Consider the following 15,557-nt stretch of genomic DNA (forward strand, 5'->3'; position numbering starts at 1 on the left):
GCCCGTGCCGTCGTCCCCGGCCGGGCCCTGCTTACCAAAGACTGTTGTCCCTGAAAGATTCGTTAAGGAGAAATGTATGTTGATTCTGACTCGCCGGTGCGCCGAGAGCCTGATCATTGGCGATGGCGAGATCACCGTAACGGTGCTTGGCGTCAAAGGTAATCAGGTGCGTATTGGTGTGAGCGCGCCCAAGGAAGTGGCCGTTCACCGCGAGGAAATCTACCTGCGCATCAAGAAAGAGAAGGACGAAGAACCAAGCCTTTAATTTTTTTGAAGTTTTTTTCAAAAAAGGGTTTGCAAACGGGGAGGGGTCTGGTTAATATACGCCCCGTGTTGCGGTGAGGTGGCCGAGTGGCCGAAGGCGCTCCCCTGCTAAGGGAGTATACCTCATAAGGGTATCGGGGGTTCGAATCCCCCCTTCACCGCCATTATTCGCTTAGTGCGCTGTAAACGGTCAAAAACTTAAGTCGTTGAATTTAAACGGAAAAGTTCTTGATAAAACGATATAGCGACCTATAATGCGCGGCAAGACACGGACTCATAGCTCAGCTGGATAGAGTACTCGGCTACGAACCGAGCGGTCGGAGGTTCGAATCCTCCTGAGTCCGCCACTTTTGAAGTGGCTTTGTTTCAAAGCTGCTTCAGGCACCAGTGGTAATCTGGTCTAAAACTACCCCACGGACCCATAGCTCAGCTGGATAGAGTACTCGGCTACGAACCGAGCGGTCAGAGGTTCGAATCCTCTTGGGTCCGCCACTTTTGAAGTGGTTTTGCTTGCAAAGCTGTTTCAGCGCCAGTGGTAATCTGGCATAAAAAATACCACCTACGGACTCATAGCTCAGCTGGATAGAGTACTCGGCTACGAACCGAGCGGTCGGAGGTTCGAATCCTCCTGAGTCCGCCACATCTGAAAAGCCCGCTTATATAAGCGGGCTTTTTCTTTTCCGCCTTTTCTGTGCGGTATCGAAATAGCGTCGGCCAGCCTTGGCTAGACTGCATTCAACTCCCTTCAATGCCCGCGCCGCGATTGTGCTTTTAACCCTCCAGATGCTATTGCACGGATGGCCTTGAGCGTTGTCATAGTTTCGTTGCGCAGACGATTGTTCCGGCCAAAAATTTAGGCGAACCAACAGCTTGTACAGTGTATGATTGCGCCCGTCAGCCCCGCCGGGGCTTGTGGAATACCACCATGGACTTACCCAGTAGTTACTCGCCAACACGCTTGAAACAGCCAGATCTGACCGATTGATTCTCCCGGCGTGCTCCGCTGCTGGGGGTGGAGTTCGCCTATGACCGAAATCGAAGTAAAAAAATCTCAAGACAGCCTGCAGGATCGCCTGGCCCAGGTGATCGAACTGCTGCAGCGTCAGCGCGTGGTCGAAGACCTGACGCACCGCCAGGAAGGCCATCATCAGGACCTGGTAGAAAACCTCGTTCACCGCCAGAACCTGGTCGAGCTGCAACGCAAGCTCGATGACCTGCACCCTGCCGACATCGCCTACATCCTCGAAGCATTGCCCCTGGAAGACCGCCTGGCGGTCTGGCAGCTGGTGCGCTCGGACCGCGATGGCGACATTCTGCTTGAAGTCTCCGACGCCGTTCGCCAATCCCTGATCGCCGACATGGACGATCACGAGCTGTTGGCAGCGGCCAAGGAGATGGACGCCGACGAACTCGCTGACCTGGCGCCTGAGCTGCCGCGTGACGTCGTCCACGAGTTGATGGAAACCCTCGACGCCCAGCAGCGCGAACGTGTGCGCTCGGCCCTGAGCTACGACGAGGACCAGATCGGCGCGCTGATGGACTTCGAGATGGTCACCATCCGCGAAGACGTCAGCCTCGAAGTGGTGTTGCGTTACCTGCGTCGGCTCAAGGAGCTACCTGGGCACACCGACAAACTGTTCGTGGTCGATTCCGACGGCAAGCTCAAGGGCGTGCTGCCGATCAAGCGCTTGCTGGTCAACGACCCAGAAAAACAAGTCGCTGAGGTCATGGCCAATGACCCGGTGGCTTTCCACCCTGACGAAGACGCCTACGACGCCGCCCAGGCCTTCGAACGCTACGACCTGGTATCTGCCCCGGTAGTCGACAAGAACGACCGCCTGATCGGCCGTTTGACCATCGATGAGATGGTCGACCTGATCCGTGAGGAGAGCGAGAGCGAAGTGCTCAACATGGCCGGTCTGCGCGAAGAAGAAGACATCTTCGCCTCGGTCTGGCGTTCACTGCGTAACCGCTGGGCGTGGCTTGCGGTCAACCTGATCACTGCTTTCCTGGCTTCGCGGGTGATCGGCCTGTTCGAGGGCTCCATCGAGAAGCTGGTGGCACTGGCGGCACTGATGCCGATCGTGGCCGGCATTGGCGGCAACTCGGGCAACCAGACCATCACCATGATCGTACGCGCCATGGCGCTGGACCAGGTGTCGCCGGGCAATACCAGCCGCCTGATGCGCAAAGAGCTCGCGGTATCGCTGCTCAATGGCCTTATCTGGGGCACCGTCATCGGTGTGGTTGCGTTCTGGCTGTATGGCAGCTGGTCGCTGGGCCTGGTCATGACTGCGGCGATGACCTTGAACCTGTTGCTGGCCGCGCTCATGGGGGTGCTTATCCCGATGACGCTGACCCGCCTTGGGCGCGACCCGGCCATGGGGTCGAGCGTGATGATCACGGCGGTGACCGACAGCGGTGGCTTCTTCATCTTCCTGGGCCTGGCCACGCTGTTCCTGCTCTGAGTGCCGCGCAAAACACGGGGCAATAAAAAAGCCAGCTTGCGCTGGCTTTTTCGTGTGCGGCGGTAAGGCGTGATCAGGACGCGTCTGCGGCCATTTCCACATCGTGGGCTATCAGCGCCACCAGCGCATTCTGCTGGCGGTGGGACAGTTGGCGGAAGCGCTGCAGCAATTCACGTTCGTGCAGGCTGAGCTCTGGGCTGTCCAGGCGCATGCTCAGCTCGTCGCCCAGCGCGCCTTCCTGGATAAGGCTCTGTTCCAGGCGCGCGATGATCTCGGAGTTCATGCTGCGGTGGTGGTTGCGCGCTACCTCGGCAATGCGCTCACGCATGCCGTCTGGCAGGCGGACGACGAATTTGTCGGCGGTGCGGCTCGAATAAATAGCCTGTTTCATTGGGCGCATATAAATTGACCGGTTGTTCTGGTTCAGGGGGAGCGGTTGTCAGATTGGCCGCACGGTGGTGGTACGACCACTGCGACGACAAAATGTTCAACCATCGTTTGATTTAGGTTTGCCATCTTGCCTCAAGGTTGCCGTTTCCTTGGCGTCAATTCTGTGACAAATAGTGATCTCGATAAAGGCTTTTTGCCAGTACCAATTATCAGAAATGCGCACTGGTTTGAAAAGTTTTACCTTTATCTGATCCCGTGGGTGTCAGACCTTTGTCGTCAAAATCTGGTAACTGGCAGCAAAGGCAAGGGAAAAAGCCTAGAATGCGCCGGTTCTCCCTCACATTGAGCATAGTGGCTATGCAACATGACGCAAGCGGCAAATTGCCGGTAGCGGCACGCCTGATCTACCTGATCGGACCGTCTGGTTCGGGAAAAGATTCCCTGATCGACGCCGCGCGTGGCCACCTGCAGGCCGCTGGGGTAGAAATCGCCCGCCGGGTGATCACCCGCTCTGCCGAAGCCAAGGGTGAAGCCGCGCTCAGCGTCACTCCAGAGCACTTCGAGCACATGCGCAGCACCGGGGCGTTCGCCTTGCATTGGCAGGCCAATGGCCTGTGCTATGGCATCCCCGCGCAAATTGACACCTGGCTTGCCAGCGGCCGCCCGGTGCTGGTCAATGGCTCGCGGGGGTATTTGGCCGAGGCTCGTCGGCGTTACCCTGATTTGCTCGCTGTGGGGCTTCGCGTATCGCCCGAGGCCTTGCGTGCACGGTTGCTGGCGCGGGGCAGGGAAGGGGTGGTTGAGATCGAGCAGCGCCTTGCGCGCAACGCCAGCGTTCTGCCCTATGACGATGGGGTGCAGGTGCTGGATAACTCCGCAGACTTGCAAGCCACGGTGCAGGCCTTGCTGGAGCTTCTGCGCGAGCAGCACGTGTTGTAGCAAAGCCCGACAGGCGATGTGCCCGATTCAGGCATGACAAACGGCTTGATGCTGGTTAACATGCACGCCGTCCCACGCACGCGGCGACGCCTGCGTTGCACACGTCTCAGTAGCTCAATTGGATAGAGCATCCCCCTCCTAAGGGGAAGGTTGCAGGTTCAAATCCTGCCTGGGACGCCACCTCCCGTCACTGCGCCATCCGCCGCAGTGGCCCCGACCAGCAGGGCCCGCGTCCACTACGCCTACAGCTCGGCTGTCTTCTGCTTCTGGCTGTCATCCGCGTCCGCTGCTGCTACCGCAGCGCTGGCGCCTGCCTGTTCAGACTCGGCCTGTTGCTCGATCTTGGCCTGGGTCTTGATCTGCACATCTTCCTGAAGCCGTTCAGTGATCTGCTCCATGACCTTGGCCTTCTGTTCGGGGGGCAGGGCCTCGAACTCGTCTTCGGTCAGGCCCAGTTCCTGGAGGATCTTCTCCTTGATCTTCTCCTCAGGCGACTTGGCCATGTAATCGCGGAACTCCTGCACCGCGTTACTGGCTTTCTGCTTGCCGACACTGGCTTGCTCGCGCGCCTCGGTGTCGGGGTTTTGCAGCATTGCCATCAGCTTGGCGAAGGCTTCTTTTTGGTTGTCTTCAGCATTGCCTGCGGTGCTGCCCTTGCTGTTGTGCTGCGCTGTAGTACTGCCGATAGGCGCTACCGGCCGCTGCGGCATGAACCCGCCTTGCGCCTGTTCAGCGCCGGCGCGGGAAGGTAGCGGGGTGTTGGCGTACCAGCCCAGCCCGTTGAATGCATTGACCATGTGTCCCTCCTGGAACAATCGATAGGCGCCAATAACCGGGCAAGAGCTGTGCCAGCGGTCGCAAGCCATTGAAATCTCGGGTGGCAGCTATTCCGGTCGCGGCGCGCTCGGCATATGCTTGCCCAACAGAGGAAAGGGATTGCCGCTGGCGGCAACCCGCAGCGCATCGGCAGTACCGAGATGGCGCGCAGTTGCTGGGCAACGGAGGGAGTGTCCATGAGTCAGGTACCAAAGCCGGTTCCAACCGGTTTCACTGAGCAGCAGCTGCACACTTTGTTCGAACTGATCAGCGACGGCGTCTGGGATTGGCATGCCAACACCGGCTATGTCTATCGCAATCCGGCCTGGTACGCGATGCTGGGCTATGACGGCCACTCGCTGGACAACTCCGTACTCACTTGGGAAAACGTGATCCACCCGGAGGACTACCCGCGGGTGATGGCGCATTTCGAGGCCTACCTCGAGCAGCGTAGCGAGGCGTATTGCATCGAGTATCGCTGCATCCGGCGTGATGGCAGCCATTTGTGGGTCGAGGACCGTGGTTACATCATTGCCCGCAACGAGGACGGCACGGTGGCGCGTATGCTCGGCGCCCATCGCAACATCGATGACCGCAAGCGGCTGGTGGTACAGCTTGAGTTGCGCAATCAGTCGCTGGAAAGCCTGGTGGCCGAGCGCACCCGCGAGCTGTCCTGGGTCAACCAGCAGTTGCTGCGCCAGCTAGACGAGAATCGACAGTTGGCCGAACGCGATTCCCTTACTCGCACGGCTAATCGCTACCATCTGGAAAAGACCCTGCACCAGGAGTGTGAGCGGGCGCGTCGCTTTCGCGAGCCGCTGGCGCTGATTGCCATGGACCTGGACAACTTCAAGCCAGTCAACGACCTGTACGGCCACGCCCGTGGCGACGCGCTGCTGATAGAGCTCGTCGAGCAGGTGCGCCCGCATTTGCGTGAGCAGGACATGCTGGCGCGCTGGGGTGGCGATGAGTTCGCCGTGGTGCTGCCCGGCACCACGCTGACCCAGGCCTGTGAAACGGCCCAGCGCATCCGCAAAGCGGTGGCCGAGCTTGCGCCGGTGGGCGAGTGCCGGCTGACCATGAGCTATGGCGTGGTGCAGTGGCGCGAAGGAGAGAACCAGCACAGCCTGTTGGCCCGTGCCGACCAGGCGCTGTATCGGGCCAAGGCGGCGGGCAAGAATATCGTCGCCGAATAAGGCCTTGGGGTAATTCCAGCCAGTCAGGCCCATCGCGGTGGTTCGGCATTCCGAGCAAGCCCGCTCCCACAGAGCTTGCCCATCCCCATATCGATGTCGTCTACGCGGTCAGTGTAGGAGCGGCCTTGTGTCGCGAAAGGGCTGCGAAGCAGCCCCAGCGATTCTGCTGGGTACACAGATCCTGGGGCTGCTTTGCAGCCCTTTCGCGACACAAGGCCGCTCCTACATAATCAAGAGCGACTTGCCCGAAACCATAGAATCCCCCACAGAATAGGCTTAGCTGACTGGGACTAGGCTTGGCGGGTTTCTGGCAGGCAAAAAAATGCCTGCAGCGTCTGGTAACGCTGCAGGCCAACTCGGCTTTCGCCGCCTCAGTGTGCTTGCCCTAGATGTGCAGTGCGTGCCCCAGCGCCCTCAGCGCCGCTTCCTGCACCGCCTCGCCGAGGGTCGGGTGAGCGTGAATGGTCCCGGCGATGTCCTCCAGGCGTGCGCCCATTTCCAGCGACTGGGCGAAGGCGGTGGACAGCTCCGAAACCGCCACGCCCACCGCCTGCCAGCCCAGAATCAGATGGTTGTCGCGCCGCGCGACCACCCGCACGAAGCCGCTTTTCGCTTCAAGGCTCATGGCCCGACCATTGGCGGCAAAGGGGAACTGCGCAACGATGCAGTCCAGCCCCTGCTGCGCGGCCTGCTCAGGCGTGGCGCCGGCCACCACCACCTCGGGGTCGGTAAAGCACACGGCAGCAATGGCGTTGGGTGCAAAGCGGCGTGCCTTGCCATGGATCAGCTCGGCGACCATTTCCCCCTGGGCCATGGCGCGGTGTGCGAGCATCGGCTCGCCGGCCACGTCGCCTATCGCCCAGACGTTGCGCATGCTGGTCTGGCAGCGCTGATCAATGGCGATGGCCGCGCCGTTCATCGCAAGGCCCAGGCTTTCAAGGCCAAAGCCCTGAGTGTGCGGGCGGCGCCCGACCGCCACCAGTACCTGGTCGGCCTCGATACGCAGCAACTCGTCCTGGCCATTGCGCGCCAGCAGGCAGCCGTCGGCGTAGCCCTCCACGCGATGCCCGAGGTGCAGGCCGATACCGAGTTTTTTCAGCGACTCGGCCACCGGTGCAGTCAGTTCGGCGTCATAGGTGGGCAGAATGCGTTCGCGCGCCTCGACCACACTCACGCGTACCCCCAGCTTGCGGTAGGCGGTGCCAAGCTCCAGGCCGATATAGCCACCCCCGACCACCACAAGGTGCTGCGGCAGCGCCTTGGGCGCCAACGCTTCGGTGGAAGAGATGACTGCGCCGCCCAGCGGTAGCATCGGCAGTTCGACCGAGCTTGAACCGGTGGCCAGCAGCAGGTGCTCGCACTGAATGCGCTGGCCGTCGACCTCGACCTGTTTGCCATCGATGATCTGTGCCCAGCCGTGAATCACCTTAACCCCGTGCTTTTTCAGCAGTGCCGCGACGCCACTGGTCAGGCGGTCGACGATGCCGTCCTTCCACTGCACGCTCTGGGCAATGTCCAGGCGCGGGGAGGCGACGCTGATGCCCAGCGGCGATGGCTCGGTGAAGCGGCTGGCCTGATGGAACTGCTCGGCCACGTGAATCAGCGCTTTGGATGGAATACAACCAACGTTCAGGCAGGTGCCACCCAAGGCCTGGCCTTCCACCAGCACGGTCGCAATGCCCAGTTGCCCGGCGCGAATGGCGGCCACATAGCCACCGGGGCCGCCACCGATGACCAGCAGGGTAGTGTTGAGGATCGGTTGCATGGTCACTCCACGAACAGGCAGGCAGGTTGCTCCAGCAGGCCGCGCACAGCCTGGATGAACAGTGCAGCGTCCATACCGTCGACCACGCGGTGATCGAACGAGCTGGACAGGTTCATCATCTTGCGCACAACGATCTGGCCGTCTATCACCACCGGCCGTTCGACCATGCGGTTGACGCCGACAATCGCTACTTCGGGGGTGTTGACCACGGGCGTGCTGACGATGCCGCCGAGCGCGCCGAGGCTGGTCAGGGTGATGGTCGAGCCAGTGAGTTCTTCACGGGTCGCCTTGTTGCTGCGCGCAGCCTGCGCCACACGGGCGATCTCGCTGGCGTTAGTCCACAGGCTGCCGGCCTCTGCGTGGCGCAATACTGGCACCATCAGGCCGTTGTCACCTTGCGTGGCGATACCCACATGCACCGCGCCGTGGCGGGTGATGACCTGCGCTTCGTCGTCGTAGGTGGCGTTGATCTGTGGGAAGTCCCGCAGCGCCACCACCATGGCGCGCACCAGAAACGGCAACAGGGTCAGTTTGCCGCGGCTTTCGCCATGACGGCTGTTGAGTTGCTGGCGCAGCGCTTCAATGGCGGTCACGTCGATTTCCTCGACGTAGCTGAAGTGCGCAACGCGGCGCTTGGCATCCTGCATGCGCTGGGCGATCTTGCGGCGCAGGCCGATCACCGGCACCTGTTCGCTGTCGCTGCGCCTGGCATAACCGCCTGGGGCTTGCCCGGCGCTGCTCTGGGGTTTGCTGATGAACGCGTCGAGGTCTTCGTGCAAGATGCGCCCGGCCGGGCCGCTGCCGTGTACATAACGCAGTTCGATACCGGCATCCAGCGCGCGCTTGCGCACAGCCGGGGAGGCCAGCGGTTTGTCGTGGGCCTCACGCGGTGCGATGGGGGCGGCGGTGTGCTGAGCGCTCGGCTGCGGCGCTTCGCGGCGTGGCTCGGGCGCGGCCTGTGGCGCTGCGGCTACCGGTTCCGGCGCCTTGGCCTGCGGGGCGTCGACATGGTTGCCGCTGCCTTCGACCTCGATGCGGATCAACTCGCTGCCCACCGCCATGACTTCACCGGGCTGGCCGCCCAGGGCCAGCACCTTGCCGCTGACCGGCGAAGGGATTTCAACGGTGGCCTTGTCGGTCATGACATCGGCCACCACCTGGTCTTCGTTGATGATGTCGCCGACTTTGACGAACCATTCCACCAACTCCACCTGTGCGATGCCTTCGCCGATGTCCGGCATCTTGATGACGTGCGTGCCCATTCAGACCTCCATGACCTTTTTCAATGCCGCGCCTACCCGCGAAGGGCCTGGGAAGTAAGCCCATTCCTGTGCGTGGGGGTAGGGGGTGTCCCAGCCGGTAACGCGCTCGATTGGCGCTTCGAGGTGATGGAAGCAGTGTTCCTGCACCAGTGCGACCAGTTCGGCGCCAAAGCCGCACGTGCGGGTGGCCTCGTGCACTACCACGCAACGGCCGGTCTTTTTCACCGAGTCGACGATGGTTTCCAGGTCCAGCGGCCACAGGCTGCGCAGGTCGATCACTTCGGCATCGACACCAGCTTCTTCGGCGGCCACCTGGGCGACGTAGACCGTAGTGCCATAGGTCAGCACCGTGACATCGTTGCCGGGGCGGGTAATCGCCGCCTTGTCCAGCGGCACTTGGTAATAGCCATCGGGTACGGCGCTATGAGGATGCTTGGCCCAAGGCGTAACCGGGCGGTCGTGATGGCCGTCGAACGGGCCGTTGTACAGGCGCTTGGGCTCCAGGAAGATCACCGGGTCGTCGCATTCGATCGAGGCGATCAGCAGGCCCTTGGCGTCATAGGGGTTCGACGGCATGACGGTGCGCAGGCCGCAGACCTGGGTGAACATCGCCTCGGGGCTCTGGCTGTGGGTCTGGCCGCCGTAGATACCGCCGCCGCAAGGCATGCGCAAGGTCAGCGGCGAAATGAACTCGCCGGCCGAGCGGTAGCGCAGGCGCGCCATTTCCGAAACGATCTGGTCGGAGGCTGGGTAGAAATAGTCGGCGAACTGAATTTCCACCACCGGGCGCAGGCCGTAGGCGCCCATGCCGACCGCGGTGCCGACGATGCCGCTTTCGGAAATCGGCGCATCGAACACCCGCGACTTGCCGTATTTGTTCTGCAGCCCTTCGGTGCAGCGGAACACGCCGCCGAAGTAGCCGACGTCCTGGCCGTACACCACCACATTGTCATCGCGCTCCAGCATCACGTCCATGGCGGAGCGCAAGGCCTGGATCATGGTCATGGTAGTGGTGGACATGGCGTTTTCCAGGTCGATTGCATTGATTTGATCGTTCATCTCAAACCCCCAGTTCCTGGCGCTGACGGCGCAGGTGGTCAGGCATGTCCTTGTACACGTCCTCGAACATCGAAGCGGCGCTGGGGATATGGCCGTTGCTCAGGGTGCCGAACTGCTCGGCCTCTTTCTGCGCGGCGATGATCTCGGCTTCAAGTTCGGCGCTGACAGCCTGGTGCTCTTCATCGGACCAGTGGCCGATCTTGATCAGGTGCTGCTTCAGGCGGGCAATCGGGTCGCCCAGCGGGAAGTGGCTCCAGTCGTCGGCAGGGCGGTACTTGGACGGGTCGTCGGAGGTGGAGTGCGGGCCTGCGCGGTAGGTGACCCATTCGATCAAGGTTGGGCCCAGGCCGCGGCGGGCGCGCTCGGCGGCCCAGCGCGAGGCGGCGTAGACGGCAATGAAATCATTGCCATCGACCCGCAGCGAGGCGATGCCGCAGCCCACGCCGCGCCCGGCGAAGGTGGTCGACTCGCCACCGGCAATGGCCTGGAAGGTGGAAATCGCCCATTGGTTGTTGACCACGTTGAGGATCACCGGGGCGCGGTAGACGTGGGCGAAGGTCAACGCGGTGTGGAAGTCGGACTCAGCAGTTGCGCCGTCGCCGATCCAGGCCGAGGCAATTTTGGTGTCGCCTTTGATCGCCGAGGCCATGGCCCAGCCGACTGCCTGCACAAACTGCGTGGCCAGGTTGCCGCTGATGGTAAAGAAGCCAGCCTCGCGCACCGAGTACATGATCGGCAACTGGCGGCCCTTGAGCGGGTCGCGCTCGTTGGACAGCAACTGGCAGATCATCTCGACCAGCGACACATCGCGGGCCATCAGGATGCTCTGTTGGCGGTAGGTGGGGAAGCACATGTCACTGCGGTTGAGTGCCAGGGCCTGGGCACTGCCGATGGCTTCCTCGCCCAGGCTCTGCATGTAGAACGACATCTTCTTCTGCCGTTGGGCCACGACCATGCGGCTGTCGAACAGGCGCGTCTTGAGCATGGCGCGCATGCCTTGGCGCAGCACCTGCGGGTCGATGTCGGCGGCCCATGGGCCAAGGGCATTGCCCTGCGCATCGAGCACGCGCACCAGGCTACCGGACAGGTCGGCGGTGTCGGCGGGTTCAACGTCGATGGGCGGTTTACGGACGGTACCGGCGTCGTTCAGGCGCAGGTAGGAAAAATCGGTCTGGCAGCCTGGCCGGCCTGTAGGCTCGGGCACATGCAAACGCAGGGGGGCGTACTCGTTCATGCTGTTTACGCTCGCTCGAATATTGTTTTTGTGAGCTCTGAAGCGGTCGCCGCTGGTGCCGGCTTGTGACTGGCAGGTCAGCGTCTGTTACATCATAGGGGGGCGGCTGGAGAATTTTTCTCTCATGTTCATTGCCTTTGTCTTACCAGGGAGATAAACATTCCGCACAAACACAAAAGCCAGGTGAATTTGTCTCATGCGCAAACTGGATCGTACCGATATCGGCATTCTCAACAGCCTTCAGGAAAACGCCCGCATCACCAACGCAGAGCTTGCGCGGTCGGTGAACCTGTCGCCCACGCCGTGCTTCAACCGGGTCAAGGCCATGGAGGAGTTGGGGGTGATTCGCCAGCAGGTGACCTTGCTGTCGCCCGAAACCCTGGGGCTGGACGTCAACGTGTTCATCCACGTGAGCCTTGAGAAACAGGTCGAGCAGTCGTTGCACCGCTTCGAGGAAGAAATTGCCGAGCGGCCCGAGGTGATGGAGTGCTACCTCATGACTGGCGACCCCGACTACCTGCTGCGCGTGTTGTTGCCCAGCATCCAGGCGCTGGAGCGGTTTCTTGACTACCTGACACGCCTGCCGGGGGTGGCCAATATCCGCTCCAGCTTTGCCCTCAAGCAGGTGCGTTACAAGACCGCGTTGCCGTTGCCAGCCAATGGCATGACGCTGCGCGATTGAACTTGGCTGGCCTGGGCGCGACGAAAGCTGTTACAGGCGCGCCGTGACGCGCTTTTTCAATGGCCGGGGCCTGCACTGGGCAGGTTTTGCCCTTATGCTTGGCTGCACCGCCGCCACCTGACCTGGGAGCTTTTCGGGACGCATGCGACACATCTGGAAGTCATTTCGCTCGCTGTATTTCGCCGCCCTCATGATGCTGATCGGCTCCGGCCTGCTCAGCACCTACCTTGCCCTGCGCCTGGCTGCCGAAAATGTCGACAGCCTGTGGGTGGGTGCACTGATGGCCGCCAACTATTTCGGCCTGGCCCTGGGCGGCAAGGTCGGCCACCGGCTGATCGCCCGTGTCGGGCATATTCGCGCCTATGCGACCTGCGCCGGTATCGTCGGTGCGGCAGTGCTCGGCCATGGCCTGACCAGTTGGCTGCCCGCCTGGATCGGGCTGCGCATGATCGTCGGCCTCGGCATGATGTGCCAGTACATGGTCATCGAAAGCTGGCTCAACGAGCAGGCCGACGCCAAGCACCGCGGTGCGGTGTTCAGCTGCTACATGATCGCCTCTTACCTGGGGCTGGTGCTTGGCCAGTTGATCCTGGTGGTGCACCCGCAGCTTGGCCCGGAACTGCTGATGCTGGTGGCCATGTGCTTTGCCCTGTGCCTGGTGCCGGTGGCCATGACCCGGCGCATTCACCCGGCGGCCTTGCGCCCGGCGCCGATGGACCCGAAGTTTTTCATCAAGCGAGTGCCGCAGTCGTTGTCGACGGTGTTGGGTGCAGGGCTGATCGTGGGGTCTTTCTACGGCTTGGCGCCGGTGTATGCAGCCAGCCAGGGGCTTAGCACCGAACAGATCGGTCTGTTCATGGGTAGCTGCATTTTTGCAGGCCTGGTGGTGCAGTGGCCGCTGGGTTGGCTGTCGGACCGCTATGACCGTGCGGTGCTGATCCGCAGCGTGGCCATTGGCCTGGCCCTGGCCTCGGCGCCCTTGGCGATTCTGCCTGGCGTGCCGCTCGAACTGCTGTTCGGCATTGGCTTTGTCATCTCGCTGCTGCAGTTCTGCCTGTATCCGCTGGCCGTGGCGTTTTCCAATGACCACGTCGAAAGCGAGCGGCGTGTATCACTGACCGCGATGCTGTTGGTGACCTACGGGGTAGGCGCCTGTATCGGGCCGTTGGCTGCGGGTGTGCTGATGAAGCTGCTGGGCGCGCAGATGCTCTATGCATTCTTTGTGTGTTTTGCGCTGGTGTTGGTGTGGCGTATCCGGCCCAAGGCGGTTACCGGCCTGCACCAGGTGCAGGATGCCCCGCTTGGGCACGTGGCGATGCCTGCTGCCGGTTCGCCGCTGTCGGCGGCGCTTGACCCGCGGGTGGATGAGCAGACCGTGCAGGACGTGATGCAGGCGCCGGTGGCGGCTGAAGATACGGAAGAAGAGGCGCAAGAGGCAGGTGAGGTGGCGCCGCAGCAAGATCCGCAGCGCAGCTAGTTGCAGGCCGGTGTTGCAGGGCGCAGATAAGCAGCAAGGCTATCGCGGGGCAAGCCCGCTCTCATAGAACAAACGCTAACTATCTGATTTACATGGATAACGTGGGAGCGGGCTTGCCCCGCGATAGCGATAGCACTGCCAACATCGCATCGCGGGGCAAGCCCGCTCCCACGGTGCCCAGTTCTCTGCGCGACAGCGCAGCCCGGAAGGGCTGGGTGATCTCCCACAATGGTTGCCACTAGGGCCAGGTGTGGGGCGGGTTTGATCGGCGAAGGGGTGGAGCGAAGGGCGATCAGTAATCGTCTTTGTCGAACCGGCGCGCTTCACGTTGCAACTGGTACACGAAGCTCTCGATCTTGCGCTGCGCCTGGCCGCTGAGGTTATGGAAGCGCACGCCGGCAAAGGTGGTGTTGATGCGTTCTTCAAAATGCAGGTGGCGCAGTTCGACCATGGTGTCGGAAAGGCCCAGCGGGTTGGCCGCCTTGAAGTTCTCATACACCTGGCCCAGTTGCAGGCGGTGCTCGATATTGCCTTCGAAGCGCAGTTTGCAGCCGGTGGCCGAGATATCCAGCAGCTTGCCGCGTACAGCACCATCGCCCTTGAGGTAGGTGCCGTCGATGGCCACATCGACCAGTTGCGAAAGCTTGAGTGCAGCGCGGAATGCATTACGGCGCTGGTGGTAGACCACTTCTTCCGGCAGCGGGCCGCGGTAGCAGCGGTGGCCGTCGATCTGGGTAATGGTCAGCGGGGTACTGCATTCCCAGGCGATACGGACGCCATCATGGAAGCCTTCGACGCGAAACGGCTCGCCGTTCTCGATGAATTTTTCGCCATCGCGGGGGATCATTTCGTCAAGCGCCACCACACCGGTGTCGCGGTCGACGTGCACCACGTAGCTCTGGAACCGTTGACTGCGCTCAGGGAAGCTGATGATCAGCGGGTCGTGGCTTTCCAGCAACTGGCGCAGGTTGGCCGCAATCTCCAAAGGGGTACTGAGCACCTTCGGTGGCTGGGGGGCATCGGTCTCATTGAACACGGGTAATCAATCTCCAGGCAAAAGCTACACACGCAAGAAAGGCATTTTGCCAGTATGTTCCGTGCCTTGAATACTATTAATCACACTTGGCTGAGGGCCCGGGGCTTGGCCATCGGCGAAGTGGCGCCACGGCTGTCGTACAGCGACGGAGAATCGCCACCGTTGAGGATGCGGATCTGGTTGGCCGTGGCGTTCTGCTGCATCTGGATAATCCGCCCGTTGGTCTCGTTGACCTTCTGGCAGGCATCCATCAGCTGCGTCAGCACGTCGAGCTGCTGCATGATCAGTTCACCATTGGGCGACTGCGCCGCGACGGCCTGCACACCGGCACGATCAGCACTTAGGCCGAGGCTGGTGAGCACGTGGTTGCGGCGCTGCCCCTGCTGTTCGAGCAACACGATCAATGACTGTTTGCGTGCCAGGATCTGCTCCAGCACGGGCATGTCGCGGCCATGCAGCGCCACTGCTTCCTTTTGTAGAAGGTCGAGCAGTTCGTGCGTGGGGGCGATGTCGTCTTCGATCAGTTGCAGCAGGGTTGTGTCGTGCATGGCTAACTCTTGGCTATGTTGCGTCCTTGAAGTCAGCGCGCCGGAGCGTTAGCGCTGCGCTTCGAATTGGAGCAGTTTACCGGCGACCCGGCCGGCATCGACCTGGTAGCTGCCGTCTGCGATGGCCTGCTTCAACTCGGCCACACGGGCGCTGTTGACGGTAGGCTGGTCGCGCAGCTTATCGCTGATCTTTTGCAACTGCTGAGCCTCTTGGCTGAAATGAACCGTTTCGCCGCTTTCGCTGGCGCGCACTGGCGTTTCACCAGTTGGCGCGGCTTTCTCGCTGCTGCCGTTGGCGGCAGTGCCACGCACGCCGCCTGCAACCGACGGAGAATTATTCAAACGACTGAAGTCGATGACCATGATCAGAACCTCTGGGTATTTGGACGCATGCCTTGTTTTCGGCCAACCCGAAACAAAC

At 61.7% G+C, this 15,557-nt stretch carries 15 protein-coding genes and 5 tRNA genes; 11 read left to right on the plus strand and 9 right to left on the minus strand.

The window, feature by feature from the left end; translation table 11 throughout:
• Positions 1–76: 76 nt before the first annotated feature.
• The 6 genes from csrA (at position 77) to mgtE (ending at position 2,732) form a co-directional block, all read left to right on the plus strand.
• Positions 77–265: a carbon storage regulator CsrA gene (gene csrA, locus HU719_RS19475; protein WP_003254503.1), complete on the plus strand. Its 189-nt coding sequence runs from the start codon at positions 77–79 to the stop codon at positions 263–265.
• Positions 266–337: 72 nt separating this feature from the next.
• Positions 338–428 (plus strand) — tRNA-Ser (locus HU719_RS19480).
• Positions 429–534: 106 nt separating this feature from the next.
• Positions 535–611: transfer RNA gene (locus HU719_RS19485), tRNA-Arg, on the plus strand.
• 68 nt (positions 612–679) lie between these two features.
• Positions 680–756, plus strand: a tRNA-Arg gene (locus tag HU719_RS19490).
• A 71-nt stretch (positions 757–827) separates the two neighbouring features.
• A tRNA-Arg gene (locus HU719_RS19495) sits at positions 828–904 on the plus strand.
• Positions 905–1,289: 385 nt separating this feature from the next.
• A complete protein-coding gene (gene mgtE, locus HU719_RS19500) occupies positions 1,290–2,732 on the plus strand; it encodes a magnesium transporter (RefSeq protein WP_186520211.1) in 1,443 nt (480 codons plus the stop codon).
• A 73-nt stretch (positions 2,733–2,805) separates the two neighbouring features.
• Here mgtE and HU719_RS19505 read toward each other — a convergent pair whose 3' ends face one another.
• Positions 2,806–3,132, minus strand: coding sequence for an Arc family DNA-binding protein (locus tag HU719_RS19505; protein WP_003254499.1), 327 nt, complete (start codon positions 3,130–3,132; stop codon positions 2,806–2,808).
• Between the two features lie 347 nt (positions 3,133–3,479).
• On the opposite strand from HU719_RS19505, the gene phnN reads away from it, so the two are divergent.
• Entirely contained in the window at positions 3,480–4,061 is a 582-nt protein-coding gene (gene phnN, locus HU719_RS19510) for a phosphonate metabolism protein/1,5-bisphosphokinase (PRPP-forming) PhnN (RefSeq protein WP_186537470.1), read from the plus strand.
• Between the two features lie 103 nt (positions 4,062–4,164).
• A tRNA-Arg gene (locus tag HU719_RS19515) sits at positions 4,165–4,241 on the plus strand.
• 62 nt (positions 4,242–4,303) lie between these two features.
• On the opposite strand, the gene HU719_RS19520 is transcribed toward HU719_RS19515, so the two are convergent.
• A complete protein-coding gene (locus HU719_RS19520; RefSeq protein WP_186520209.1) occupies positions 4,304–4,858 on the minus strand; it encodes a hypothetical protein in 555 nt (184 codons plus the stop codon).
• 216 nt (positions 4,859–5,074) lie between these two features.
• Between HU719_RS19520 and HU719_RS19525 the strand changes: the two genes are divergently transcribed.
• On the plus strand, positions 5,075–6,073 hold the full coding sequence (locus tag HU719_RS19525) for a sensor domain-containing diguanylate cyclase (protein ID WP_186537471.1): 999 nt from the start codon (positions 5,075–5,077) through the stop codon (positions 6,071–6,073).
• Positions 6,074–6,458: 385 nt separating this feature from the next.
• Here the strand turns inward: HU719_RS19525 and lpdA are convergent, their stop codons facing one another.
• Genes lpdA through HU719_RS19545 form a run of 4 tightly spaced genes read right to left on the minus strand, consistent with a single transcriptional unit; the run spans position 6,459 to position 11,393 of the window.
• On the minus strand, positions 6,459–7,838 hold the full coding sequence (lpdA, locus tag HU719_RS19530) for a dihydrolipoyl dehydrogenase (RefSeq protein ID WP_186520207.1): 1,380 nt from the start codon (positions 7,836–7,838) through the stop codon (positions 6,459–6,461).
• A 2-nt stretch (positions 7,839–7,840) separates the two neighbouring features.
• Positions 7,841–9,100, minus strand: a complete 1,260-nt coding sequence (locus tag HU719_RS19535; protein ID WP_186537441.1) for a dihydrolipoamide acetyltransferase family protein — start codon at positions 9,098–9,100, stop codon at positions 7,841–7,843.
• Positions 9,101–10,159, minus strand: coding sequence for an alpha-ketoacid dehydrogenase subunit beta (locus HU719_RS19540; protein ID WP_189660056.1), 1,059 nt, complete (start codon positions 10,157–10,159; stop codon positions 9,101–9,103).
• 1 nt (position 10,160) lies between these two features.
• Entirely contained in the window at positions 10,161–11,393 is a 1,233-nt protein-coding gene (locus HU719_RS19545; protein ID WP_186520205.1) for a 3-methyl-2-oxobutanoate dehydrogenase (2-methylpropanoyl-transferring) subunit alpha, read from the minus strand.
• Positions 11,394–11,589: 196 nt separating this feature from the next.
• Between HU719_RS19545 and bkdR the strand changes: the two genes are divergently transcribed.
• Positions 11,590–12,075 carry a Bkd operon transcriptional regulator BkdR gene (gene bkdR / locus HU719_RS19550; RefSeq protein ID WP_186520204.1) on the plus strand — a complete coding sequence of 162 codons (486 nt, stop codon included), beginning with the start codon at positions 11,590–11,592 and terminating at the stop codon, positions 12,073–12,075.
• A gap of 142 nt (positions 12,076–12,217) precedes the next feature.
• Complete coding sequence (locus HU719_RS19555) at positions 12,218–13,552, plus strand: MFS transporter (protein ID WP_186537442.1); 1,335 nt, start codon at positions 12,218–12,220, stop codon at positions 13,550–13,552.
• A 292-nt stretch (positions 13,553–13,844) separates the two neighbouring features.
• On the opposite strand, the gene HU719_RS19560 is transcribed toward HU719_RS19555, so the two are convergent.
• From HU719_RS19560 to flgM, 3 genes are all read right to left on the minus strand, one after another.
• A complete protein-coding gene (locus HU719_RS19560; RefSeq protein WP_186536540.1) occupies positions 13,845–14,588 on the minus strand; it encodes a flagellar regulator YcgR PilZN domain-containing protein in 744 nt (247 codons plus the stop codon).
• Between the two features lie 80 nt (positions 14,589–14,668).
• Complete coding sequence (locus HU719_RS19565; protein ID WP_186520201.1) at positions 14,669–15,136, minus strand: flagella synthesis protein FlgN; 468 nt, start codon at positions 15,134–15,136, stop codon at positions 14,669–14,671.
• A gap of 48 nt (positions 15,137–15,184) precedes the next feature.
• Positions 15,185–15,499 (minus strand): flagellar biosynthesis anti-sigma factor FlgM, encoded by a 315-nt coding sequence (gene flgM / locus HU719_RS19570; protein ID WP_186520219.1) that lies wholly within the window; start codon positions 15,497–15,499, stop codon positions 15,185–15,187.
• Between the last annotated feature and the right edge of the window lie 58 nt (positions 15,500–15,557).

The sequence above is a fragment of the Pseudomonas farsensis genome, from assembly GCF_014268805.2.
GTDB classification, from domain to species: domain Bacteria; phylum Pseudomonadota; class Gammaproteobacteria; order Pseudomonadales; family Pseudomonadaceae; genus Aquipseudomonas; species Aquipseudomonas farsensis.